We start from the raw sequence: 12,064 nt of genomic DNA on the forward strand, positions 1-12,064 counted from the left end.
ACGGTGCGGCTAGGAGCGCGCTGAACCTAGCGCGCTAGCCCGCGGAGCTGTCGCGAGATCACCGACAGGGTCGCGAGGTCGAGCTGTCCCGCCGTGCCCACCTCGTGCAGTGCGGCCCGGGCCCGCACGAGCCGGGAGGCGTTCGCCTTCTCCCACTGCACGATCGCCGCGTCCACCGGAGTGCCCGGCGCGGCCTCGCGCAGAGCGTCGAGGGTGATCGCCCGCAGCGACCCGTACAGGTCGTCGCGCAGCGCCAGGCGGGCCAGCGCGTGCCAGCGGTCGCCGCGTTCCAGCGCGCTGACCGACGTCAGGGCCACGTCGATGCCCAGGTGCTCGGACAGGCCGTAGTACAGCGCGGCCACCTCGCGTGGCTCGCGTGGCTCGCGGTCGCGCTCGGACAGCTCGGTGAGCTCGACGACGTCCAGCAGCCCGAACCCGTACATCAGCGCCCCGGCCCGCATGGCGCAGCCCCCGTCCACCCCGGACGACCGCAGCTCCGCCGACAGCTTCTCGACGGTGGCGAGCTCGCGGCCGCGCAGCAGCGTCGGCAGCTCGGCGCGCAACTCCCGGACGGTGGCGGCGAAGCGAGCGGTCTCGGCACCGACGGCCAGTGGCTGCGGCCGGTTCGTGAGGAACCAGCGCGACACGCGGTCGAGCAGCCGCCGCGTCTCCAGCACGATCTGGTCGGACACCGCCGTGGGGATCCGCGGGTTGCGCACGTCCTCCCACAGCTGGGGCAGGTCGAACACAGCGGTGGTCACGGCGTAGGCCCGCGCCGCGTCGGCCGGTCCGGCGGAGAGCTCCTCCCCCAACCGGAACGCGTACGTCATCCCGGCGCCGTCCACCATCTCGTTGACCAGCTGGGTGGTGACGATCTCCCGGCGCAGCGGGTGCCCGGCGATCGCCGCGGGGAAGCGTTCGCGCAGGGGCCGGGGGAAGTACGCCGGCAGCCGACCGGTGAAGGTCGAGCTGTCGGGCAGGTCGGTGGCCAGCAGCTGGGTGGTGAGGTCGAGCTTGGTGTGCGCGAGGAGTGTGGCGAGCTCCGGGCTGGTCAGGCCCGCCCCCGCGGCCTCCAGGGCGGCGAAGCCCTTCTTGTCGGGCAGCACCTCGAGCTTCCGGTCCAGCCCGTGGCGCGCGACGAGGTCGGTGGTGAGCCTGCCGTGCACGTTCACCATCGACGACGCGTGCGCCCGCGCGATGCCCAGCACCACGTTCTGGTCACGGTTGTCGTCGAGGACGAGGTCGGACACCTCGTCGGTCATCTCGACGAGCAGCGCGTTGCGTCCGGTGCGGTCCAGCTCGCCCGCGGCCACGAGCCGGTCGAGCAGGATCTTGATGTTGACCTCGTGGTCGGAGCAGTCCACGCCGGCCGAGTTGTCGATCGCGTCGGTGTTGATCTTCCCGCCGCGCCGGGCGAACTCGATGCGCCCACGCTGGGTGAGGCCGAGGTTGCCGCCCTCACCCACCACCTTCACGCGCAGCTCGGAGCCGTCCGCCCGCACGGCGTCGTTCGCCTTGTCCCCGGCGGCGGCCTGGGACTCGTCCGACGCCTTGACGTAGGTGCCGATCCCGCCGTTCCACAGGAGGTCGGCCCGGGCGCGCAGGATCGCTGCGATCAGCTCCGGCGGGCTGAGCTTCGTCACGTCGTCGGCAATCCCCAGAGCGGCCCGGATCTCCGGCCCGACCGGTACGGACTTCGCCGTGCGCGGCCACACCCCGCCGCCGGGGCTGATCACCGAGCGGTCGTAGTCGTCCCACGACGAGCGCGGCAGCGCGAACATCCGCTGCCGCTCGGCGAAGCTGCGGGCGGCGTCGGGCGCCGGGTCGACGAAGACGTGCCGGTGGTCGAACGCCGCGAGCAGCCGGATGTGGGGCGACAGCAACATCCCGTTGCCGAACACGTCGCCCGACATGTCACCGACGCCGACGACCGTGAACTCCTGGCTCTGCGTGTCGATCCCCAGCTCGCGGAAGTGGCGCTTGACGCTCTCCCACGCACCCTTCGCCGTGATGCCCATCGCCTTGTGGTCATAGCCGACGGAGCCGCCGGAGGCGAACGCGTCGCCCAGCCAGAAGTCGTAGGATGCGGCCACCTCGTTGGCGGTGTCGGAGAACCGCGCGGTGCCCTTGTCCGCCGCGACCACCAGGTAGGAGTCGTCCCCGTCGTGGCGGACCACACCGGGCGGCGGCACCGTGACGCTCGGCCCACCGTCCTGGACGACCAGGTTGTCGGTGAGGTCGAGCAGGCCGGAGATGAACGTCCGGTAGCAGTACTCGACCTCGTCGGGACCGGCGTCGTCGCGGCGCACGATGAAGCCGCCCTTGGCCCCGACCGGCACGATCACCGCGTTCTTGACCGCCTGCGCCTTGACCAGACCGAGGATCTCGGTGCGGTAGTCCTGCGGCCGGTCGGAGAAGCGCAGGCCGCCCCGTGCGACGGACCCGAACCGGAGGTGCACGCCCTCCACGCGGGGCGAGTACACGAAGATCTCGAACTTCGGACGCGGCGCCGGCATGTCGGGCACGACAGCCGGGTCGATCTTGAAGGAGAAGAAGGGCCGGTCGCGGAACCAGTTGGTCCGCAGGGTGGCGGTGACCATCCCCAGGTACGCACGGAGGATGCGGTCGGCGTCGAGGCCCGTGACAGCGTCGATCAGCCGCCGCACCTCCACCAGCGCCGCCTCCATCTCCTGTTCGCGGTCCTCGATCGCCGGGTCGAACCGGGCCCGGAACAACGCGACGAGGGCCCGGGCCGCCGCCGGGTGCGCGAGCAGGGTGTTGGCCATGTACTGCGCCCCGTACGGCGCGCCGAGCTGGCGGGCGTAGCGGGCGTACGCGCGCAGCACCGCGACCTCCCGCCACGGCAACCCGGCCCGCAGCACGAGCGCGGAGAACCTGTCGGTCTCGACGTCACCGCGCCACGCGGCGCTGAACGCCGCGCAGAAGCCCCGCTCGACGGCATCGTCGCTGCGCTCGGCCAGCGTGACGCGCGTGGCGTCGTCCACCCGGATGCCGAAGTCGTAGAGCCAGCAGCGCAGCCCGTCACCGCGGACGAACTCCGAGGGGCGCTCGTCGAGCACCTCCACGCCGAGCTGCTGGAGCAGGGGCAACACCGAGGTCAGCGTCGCAGGCGCCCCCGCGAGGTAGAGACTGAACCGCCGCTCGTCGGGCCCCGCCCCGGGAACCGCCGCCCCGTAGAGCCGCACGTCGAACGCGCCCGGACCGGCGAGTGCGGCGATCCGGCGCAGGTCCTCGACGGCGTGCTGGGGCGCGACGGCCGCCTTGTACGCCTCGGGCACGCCGGGCAGCAACGTGGTGAACCCTGCGCCGTCGCGCTGGGTCAGCAACCGGTCGTCCCAGGTGCGGGCGGCCTCGGTCAGCTCGTCCTGCAGCGCGGGGACGTCGACGTCACCGAACCCGGACGCGCCCGCGTCGGTGTGCACCGTGAAGTGCACGAGTGCGAGGTTCGACTCCGAGACGCGCGCGGTGTGGTCGACGCTCCGCCCACCCAGCCTGCGCTGCAGCACGTCGGCCATCCGCAGGCGCGACGCGGTGGTGTAGCGGTCGCGGGGCAGGTAGACGAGGCAGGAGATGAACCGGCGGTAGGGGTCGGGGCGCAGGAACAGCCGCACGGCCCGCCGGCCGGCGACGGCGAGCACACCCACCGCCGTGTCGTGCAGGCGCTGCTCGCTCGCGCTGAACAGCTCTTCCCGCGGCAGCTCGGAGATCACCTCGAGCATCTGCTGGCCCGAGTAGGACTCGAGCGGGAAGCCGGCCCGGCGGATGGCGTTGTGCACCCTCCGTTCGATCACCGGGATGTCGAGGACGTTCTCGTGCAGCGCCGCCACCGTCAGGGTGCCGAGGAACCGGTGCTCGCCGACGAGCCGACCATCGGCGTCGACGGTCCGCACCGCCAGGTAGTACGGGTGCACGGGACGCAGCGGGCTGAGTGCGTTGGCGCGGGTGAGGACCAGCAGGTCGGCTGGCCGGTCCGCCGCGTCGACCTGCGGCGCGAACGCGGCGGTGACGCCGTTCTTACCGCGCAGCACGCCCAGCCCCGAGCCGGATTCGGCGCGCAGGTCGCCGCCCTCGTCGGGTGCGGTGTAGCAGCGGTAGCCGAGGAACGTGAAGTGGTCCTCCGCGAGCCAGCGCAGGAGCTCCGCGACGTCCGCGGGCCGGGTGCTGCCGGGCACGACGGGCTGCGCAGGCAGGGCGTCGGCCACCTCCCTGGCCTTGGCGACCATCGGCTCGGCGTCCTCCACCACCTCGCGCACGTCGCGCAGCACCCGGCCGAGCTCGCGCTCCAGCTCGGCGACGTCGACGGGCGTCGGGGTGAGATCGAGCCGGATCCACGACTCCACGAGCGCGTCCGGGGGCGGACCGGCCGGGTCGGCCGAGGTGAGGACCTCCGTCAGCTCGCCCGCGTCGGAACGGCGCACGACGACGATGGGGTGGATCAGCCGCGCGACGTCACCACCCGCGCGGCCCACTCCGGCGAGCAGCGACTCCACGAGGAAGGGCATGTCGTCGGTGACGATCTCCACCACGGGCCCCAGCTGGCCGCCGGCGTCACCCTCAGCGGCGGCGGGTTCGGGGTCGCGCACCTGGATCAGCGGCTCCCCCCGGGCGCGCAGGTGGGCGAGCTTCAGGTGTCCGCGGGCTGCGGCCTTCAGCATCGGGAGGTGGTCGCCCGTGACCCTCTCGAGGTCGGGAGCGTGGCGGGCGTAGAGCGCGCCCAGGTCGGTCAGCTCGGGGTCCGGCGCGGGAATTTCGTCCCGTTCACGGGTCCGGCTCGTCACAGTGCAACTCCGGGGATAGACGGCGGCCAGGTCATTCGGGCCGGTCACCATGGACGGTTCTCGTCGGCGACCCGGCCACCCTAGCCCTGGCCATCTGCCAGGACGGTGCCCATCGGATGCCCCCCGGACGCCCGGGGCGTGCCCCGATCAGACCCCCAGCTCAGATGCCCCGGTACGCGGCGAGCGCGCCGGCGAGGAGGTCGGCGATCCCCAGCCCCTCGGTCGACGCGGGTTCGGCCGCGCTCTCCGTGCTGTGCCGGTGGCGCTTGGTCCCGTTGCCCGAGCCGTCCTCTTCGCCCGCGACCTGGAACGGCGTCCGGCCCGCGGCGTCGTGCCGCCCGCCCGGTTCGGCGCCGTTCTCCGCGGTGCTGCTCGCCGCGCTCCCTGCCGCGGAGGTGTCTCCGGCAGAACCTTCCCCGGCAGAACCCTCGGCCGCCGAGCCCGCACCCGCGGAACGAGCGGCCACGGAACGGCCGCCCGCGGTGCCGTCACCGGAGTCATCCCCCGCCGGACCCGCGGCGCCCGCCCCCACAGCACCCGTCCCGGCAGAGCCGCCGCGTGCCGAGCGGCGAGCCGTGGAGTCACTCCCCGCCGAACCCGCCTGAACCGACCGCTCCGAGGCGGACGGGACGGCTGCGGCGCCCACGGCGCTGTTCGCCGCGGTGCTGGTTCTCGCGGTTCTGTTCTTTGCGGTGCCGTTCTTCGCTGCGCCGTTCTCCGCAGGGCCGTTCTTCGCAGGGCCGTTCTTCGCGGACCCGTTCTCCGCAGCGCTGTTCTCCGCCGTACCGTTCTTCGCAGGGCCGTTCTTCGCGACGCCGGCGGTCGTGTCGCTGTCTCCCCGGGTGCCATTACCGGCAGTACCGCTCCCGCTCCCTACCGAGCCGCTGCCTACGCGCCCGTTGCCCGTCGACCCGTTCCCTGCTGACCCGTTGTCCGCCGACCCGATGGCTGCGGTGCCACTACCTGCGGAGCCGTTCCCGGCCGAACCGTGCCGAGCAGAACCGCTCCCTGCCGCCGAACCGTTACCCGCCGACCCGTGCCGCGCGGACCCGTTCTGTGTCGAATCTTTGCCGGCCGACCCGTTCCGCTCCGAACCGCTATCCGCGAACGCCTTCCCTGCGGATCCGCTCCCGGCCGACCCGTTCCCTGCGGACCCGTTCCCGGCCGATCCGGGCCGGGCCGAACCACGATCCGCGGACCCGTTCCGAGTGGATCCACTCCCGGCCAACTCGTTCCCTGCGGACCCGTTCCCCGCCGATCCGTGCCGAGCAGAACTGCTATCCGTGGCCCCGTTCCCCGCCGACGATCCGTTGCCTGCTGACCCGTGCCGCACCGAACCGTTCCCCGCGGAACCGTTGCCCGCCGAACCGTTCCCCGCGGAACCGTTGCCCGCCGAACCGTTCCCCGCGGAACCGTTGCCCGCCGAACCGTGCCGCGCAGAGCCGTTTCCTGTCGAACCGCTGCCCGCAGAACCGCTCCCGGCAGAACCGGTGCCCCAGGAGTAGCCGGTCGTGTCGCGCGCTGCGGCTCGACGCTCCGCTTTCCCACCACCGGGGCCGCGCATCCAGTCCGCGCCCGCGTCCGTGTCCCGATCCGCATCCCGGCCGTGCGCGGCAGCACCCTCGGCAGTGTCCGGTCGCGCAGCGGCTGCCGCTGCCCGCGACCGGTCCCATCGCGAGCCGGCCCGACGCGTCGGCTCCAGGGGGTCGGCCCCGCCCCACAACAAGTCGGGATCGCTGTCCGACGATGCGCCACCGAACGGCCCGGCGCTCCGCATCGCGTCCCAGTCGCTGTCCTGGTCCGGGTCGGTGCCGCCCTCGCGGGCGCGCCGCCGGCGCGAGCCGAAGGGCGCCGCGTCGGCCTTGCCTGCCGAGCGGGCGGCGGCGCCGAGATCACCCCAGCGCTCGTGGGCGGCGCGGCCGTTGCCGGAGCGAGCTTCCCCGTCGCGCTTCCCGCGCCTGCTGTCGCCGCTGTCCAGCCGCTGCAGGATCTGCGCCCCGACCGGACCTCCGGCGTCGTGCACCGCGGCCCGGAGGTGCGTGCCCGGCAGGTCGCCGTCCACCTCGAAGCCCTCGAGGAGACCAGGCAGCGTGCGGTGCATCCACTCCGCAGCCTCAGCACGCTCCCGGCCCGGCATCACCACAGAGAGAGCGTCCGCGTCGTCCAACCGGAGACGGGCGCCCGGCGGCAGCCGATCGGTGAGCCGGTCGGCCAGCGCCCGCACCACGGTGCCCGCGCTCCCACCGGTGAAGCGCTGCCCCTCCCTCACGAGGTCGATCGCGACGGCGGTCCCCTCGACGTCGGTTCCGACTGGCTCCGGGACCGGTGCCGAGCCGGTGGGCTTCGCGCGGTGCCGCACGCGGTCCAGATCGATGAGTGCGGCGTTCAGCCAGGCCTCGGCAGTCGAGACGGCGGGAACGGCGGGCTCCCGCGCCGGCGGCTCCGCCGCATCCCGGACCGGCTCCGTGGGCTTGGCCGCGGGGGGCACCACCGACCACTGCCCGGTGGCCCAGGGATCGTCGAGCCGGTGCTTGCGGCGTCCGTTGCTGGGTGGATCGGTGCGTCCCCGGTCCGGCTCGTCACGACGTCCGTCCGGCGCAGCGCGGTCCTCACCGCGCCGGCCACCGCCAGCTTCGTCGTCGCCGGGCAGATCCTCGAGCACTCGCAAGGGCCGGTGGGCACCCGACCGGCCACCCTCACGCCGCGGCGCACGGCGCGAGGCCTGTGCTCTCCCCTCCCGGCGGGAGCGCTCCTCGTCGCGGTCCGCCCCGTCCTTCCCGACGGGACGACGCGGCGCTCGGTCACGCACGGACCCGACACCGCCGGCCAGCCAGTCCGCTGCGCTCAACCGGCGCCGGTCCGACCCGGTGTCATCGGTCCGAGATCCGCCGCCCGCCACGTCGTCATCGAGGCCACGCGAAGTACCGCTCAGCGCGGTGTCGTCCGCGTGCTCGTCATCCCGGCCACGGCCGCCGATGCTCAGCACTTCGCCGCCGACGCCACCGGCCAACCAGTCCGCGGCGCTCAGCCCACCGTCGTCCGTCCGTTGGTCACTCGCCCGGCTGCGGCCGGTCCGCCTGGCGCTCACCGCGTCGGCGTTCAGGCCGGGAAGCCAACCGACAGCGCTCGGGCGGCTGTCGCCCGGCTGCTCACCGCTCCGCCGGCGGCGTCCGCTCGCACCGTGCCCCAGCACGTCGTCGCGCAGGCTGCTCATCAGGTGGTCGTCCAGACGACCACCTTTGAAGAGGTCGTCACTCAGGGAGCCGCGGGCACCGCCCTTCAGCCAGTCGGCACCCAGCCAGCTGTCGTCCAGCCGGCTGGAGGCGGCGCCCGTCGCTTCGCTCCCCGGCAGCCCCCCGGCGACTCCGAGCGGGTCCTCGTCGACGGAACCGCCGCCGGCGCCCCTCAGGTCGTCGGCCGACCGCTCGTGACTGCGTCCACCGGGCCGCAGGCTCCGAACCAGCAGGTCACCGATCGGGGACTCACCGGAGAGCTCGTCCCACGGGATGACCCATTCGCCGGCACGATCATCGCTCGGCGGAGCACCCGTGACATCGGGCGTGTCGGGTGGCGTGGTCGGCGCTGGCGCGGTGCGGCGAGCCCGCAGGGCCGGGAGGCCGGCCGGCGGCTCCAGTGCGAGTGTGGCGAGCGCAGCCCGGAGCCTGCGGGACCGGTCGTCGTCACGGCGTTCGGCGGCGTCGGCGGCGCGCATCGACTCACGCGTCCGTTCGGACCTGCCGGCCTTCTCGTGCACCGCACCCAACGCCGCATGGCACACGGCCTCGAGGTCGGGGACGTCGCTGTCCGAGGCATCGCTCGCGGCCTGTTCCAGCGCCTCCACCGTGGTGGCCGCGGCCTCGACGGTCGCCACCGTCCTCGCGACCGTCAGCCGAAGGCGGGCGAGGTGCCGGCTCGCCCGGCTCGGCGCCGTGAGGCGGGGCATCAGCGGGACGCATCCTTCGCGGGCCTCGGCAACGCGACCTGCGTCGAGCAGCGCCGAGATCCACTCCGCGGCGAGCGCCGCCGCGAGATGTGCCGACGGGGTGCCTGCTGTGCCCGACTCCCGGCCGCGTTCCAGCCGGGTGAGCCCCTCTGCAGCGTGGTCGACCGCAGCATCGGGCCGGCCTGCCTGCCGCTCCGCTGCGGCCCGCACGAGCGCCACGGACGCCGCACCGATCTCCCGGCACGGCGGGTCCACCTTCGACCACGCGGCATCGGCGTCGCGCAACGCGGCGGCGACACGGTCCGGGGCGTCGTCGACGGCGCACCGCGCGAGCACGCAGAACGCCTCGGCCCGAAGCTCCGGCACTGCGTCTTCCTCGGTGACCGGTGCGACGAGCGCCCGGGCAGCACCCCGTTCGCCCACCCGACCGGCGACGAGCGCCAACTCCACCCGCAGCCGGTGAGCCGCGGGGCCGGCCAACGGCGCCGAGCCCCACCGGGGCAGGGCCTCGACGACGGCCGATGCCGTGTCGCGCCCGTCCCCGGTGGCCTGGCGCCCGTGCAGGGCCCAGCCGGCAGCGGTGAGCCAGATGTCCCGCTCACCGGCCGCCAGGGCCCACTCGAGGACGTGATCAGCGAGCGCCGCTGTGAGATCCGGCCGCACCCATCGCAGCGATGCGGCGGCCGCGAGGAGATCGGGCTTTCCGGATTTCTCGATTCCGCCCGTCAACCCCACGTGACCTCCTGACGTACCACCTCAGCCGATCGTGATCCGCCAGCCGGGTGAGCGTGAGCGCTCAGTCGCGTGTGAGCTTACGGTGGGTCACCCGATGAGGACGCGCGGCATCAGCCCCAAGTCGTTCGATCTTGTTCTTCTCGTAGGCCTCGAAGTTGCCCTCGAACCAGAACCAGGACGCCGGGTTCTCGTCCGTGCCCTCCCAGGCGAGGATGTGGGTGACGACCCTGTCCAGGAACCAGCGGTCGTGGGAGATGACCACGGCACAGCCGGGGAACTGCTCCAGCGCGTTCTCCAGCGACGACAGCGTCTCCACGTCGAGGTCGTTGGTGGGCTCGTCCAGGAGGATCGTGTTGCCCCCCTGCTTGAGCGTCATGGCCAGGTTCAGCCGGTTGCGCTCCCCACCGGACAGGACACCTGCGGGCTTCTGCTGGTCGGGCCCCTTGAAGCCGAACGCGGCGACGTAGGCGCGCGACGGCATCTCGGACTGCCCGACCTTGATGTGGTCGAGCCCGTCGGAGACCACCTCCCACACGTTCTTCTTCGGGTCGATGCCTGCGCGGTTCTGGTCGACGTACGACAGCCGCACGGTGTCGCCGACCCGGACGGTGCCGGAGTCGGCCTCCTCCAGTCCGACGATCGTCTTGAACAGCGTGGTCTTGCCGACGCCGTTGGGCCCGATCACGCCGACGATGCCGTTGCGCGGCAAGGAGAAGGAGAGATCCTTGATCAGCACCCGGCCGTCGAAGCCCTTGTCGAGGTTGTTGACCTCGACAACGATGTTGCCCAGGCGCGGGCCCGCCGGGATCTGGATCTCCTCGAAGTCGAGCTTGCGGTGCTGCTCGGCTTCGGCCGCCATCTCCTCGTAGCGCTGCAGACGCGCCCGGCTCTTCGCCTGCCGGGCCTTCGCCCCGGAGCGCACCCACGCGAGCTCCTCCACGAGGCGCTTCTGCAGCTTCACGTCCTTGCGGCCCTGGACCGCGAGGCGTTCGGCCTTCTTCTCCAGGTAGGTGGAGTAGTTGCCCTCGTACGGGTAGGTACGTCCGCGGTCGATCTCGAGGATCCACTCCGCGACGTTGTCGAGGAAGTACCGGTCGTGGGTGACCGCCAGTACGGCCCCGGCGTAACCGGCGAGGTGCTGCTCCAGCCACAGGACGCTCTCCGCGTCGAGGTGGTTGGTGGGCTCGTCGAGGAGCAGCAGGTCGGGCTTGCTGAGCAACAGCTTGCACAACGCGACCCGGCGCCGTTCACCACCGGACAGCTGGCTGACCGACGCATCGGGCGGCGGGCACCGCAGGGCGTCCATCGCCTGCTCGAGCTGGGAGTCGAGCTCCCAGGCGTCGTTGTGGTCGAGGATCTCCTGGAGCGTGCCCATCTCCTCCATGAGCTCGTCGGAGTAGTCGGTGGCCATCAGCTCGGCGATCTCGTTGTAGCGATCGAGCTGCTGCTTGATCTCACCGAGCCCTTCCTCGACGTTGCCGAGGACCGTCTTCTCCTCATTCAGCGGCGGCTCCTGCTGGAGGATGCCGACCGTGGCACCGGGCGCCAGCATGGCGTCGCCGTTGTTGGCCTGCTCGAGGCCTGCCATGATTTTCAGTACGGTCGACTTGCCCGCACCGTTCGGCCCCACGACACCGATCTTCGCTCCCGGCAGGAAGTTCAACGTCACGTTGTCGAGGATGACCTTGTCGCCGTGGGCCTTCCGGACCTTCTGCATGCTGTAGATGAACTCCGCCACGACAACGATGGTAGTTCCGTCCGGCTCACGCACCGACGCCCGCCTCTGCCGGCCTCGGCCTGGCGGCGCCCACGTCACCGCCGGACCGCGGGAAACCATCGCTGTTCGGCGCCGCCGACCGCTGCTTTTGAACCACCTGCTCGTTCCGTGACAGGCCCGCTGCACCGTCGTCGTCGGGCTCACCGGGGGGAAGATCCGCAGGGAGAGCCTCCTCGGCACCGGAAAGCTCCGGACGGTTGGTGCGCCGTACGGCGGCCGTGGAGCGGGCGAGGTCGGGCCCCACCGCGTAGCCCTCCATCTCCGTCATGCTCTGGCGCCTGCCGTCCTTCTCCCAGCTTCTGGTGAACAGCCTCCCGTGAACGATGATCGGATCGCCGACACCGAGTGAGGCGTGCACGTTCTCGCCCAGTGCGCGCCAGCACGTGACGTTCACGAAGAGCGAGTCGCCGTCGCGCCACGACCCGGTGCCCCGATCACGCCGGCGCTCGTTGGTCGCCACTCTGAAGCTGGCGAGCGGCGTCCCATCGGGAAGGCTCCGGAGATCCACGCGGGTGGCCACATTGCCGACAACGGTGGTGTAGGTCTCGTGCATCGCACTCTCCTCGCTCGCTGGTGATCCTCGCGAGAACGAGCGTGCGCCGGCGGGCATCGCCGGACCAGACTGTCGGCGGATCTGTGGACAGGCCCAGCACAAGGTGGACAAGTCCGCATTCCGCCGCACCGACAGGCGCAGACCGTCGGTGCGGAGTGGCATACGTGCCACTAAAAACGCACAAAAAAGTGGGCCCCCGCCAGACGGCGGGGGCCCACAAACAGTTTGATGTCGGCGGCGACCTACTCTCCCACACC

4 protein-coding genes are annotated in these 12,064 nt (G+C 72.4%); 1 reads left to right on the forward strand and 3 read right to left on the reverse strand.

Annotated elements, in window-relative coordinates:
- Window positions 1-26: 26 nt before the first annotated feature.
- A complete protein-coding gene (locus AC5L35_RS03640) occupies window positions 27-4,850 on the reverse strand; it encodes an NAD-glutamate dehydrogenase (RefSeq protein WP_495058049.1) in 4,824 nt (1,607 codons plus the stop codon).
- Between AC5L35_RS03640 and AC5L35_RS03645 the strand changes: the two genes are divergently transcribed.
- Window positions 4,849-5,724: a pentapeptide repeat-containing protein gene (locus AC5L35_RS03645; protein ID WP_495058091.1), complete on the forward strand. Its 876-nt coding sequence runs from the start codon at window positions 4,849-4,851 to the stop codon at window positions 5,722-5,724. The two genes, AC5L35_RS03640 and AC5L35_RS03645, sit on opposite strands and share 2 nt — an antisense overlap.
- 3,814 nt (window positions 5,725-9,538) lie before the next feature.
- Here AC5L35_RS03645 and ettA read toward each other — a convergent pair.
- Together ettA and AC5L35_RS03655 are read right to left on the reverse strand one after the other, a co-directional pair.
- Window positions 9,539-11,215, reverse strand: a complete 1,677-nt coding sequence (gene ettA / locus AC5L35_RS03650) for an energy-dependent translational throttle protein EttA (RefSeq protein ID WP_495058050.1) — start codon at window positions 11,213-11,215, stop codon at window positions 9,539-9,541.
- Between the two features lie 25 nt (window positions 11,216-11,240).
- Window positions 11,241-11,807 carry a single-stranded DNA-binding protein gene (locus tag AC5L35_RS03655; protein WP_495058051.1) on the reverse strand — a complete coding sequence of 189 codons (567 nt, stop codon included), beginning with the start codon at window positions 11,805-11,807 and terminating at the stop codon, window positions 11,241-11,243.
- Between the last annotated feature and the right edge of the window lie 257 nt (window positions 11,808-12,064).

Source organism: Pseudonocardia sp. OZ21, from assembly GCF_059359135.1.

Excerpts from the sequence above, each read along its gene's own strand:
- AC5L35_RS03640 (WP_495058049.1), bottom strand. The coding sequence starts at position 4,850 with ATGGTGACCGGCCCGAATGACCTGGCCGCCGTCTATCCCCGGAGTTGC.
- AC5L35_RS03645 (WP_495058091.1), top strand. The coding sequence starts at position 4,849 with ATGGACGGTTCTCGTCGGCGACCCGGCCACCCTAGCCCTGGCCATCTG.
- AC5L35_RS03655 (WP_495058051.1), bottom strand. The coding sequence starts at position 11,807 with ATGCACGAGACCTACACCACCGTTGTCGGCAATGTGGCCACCCGCGTG.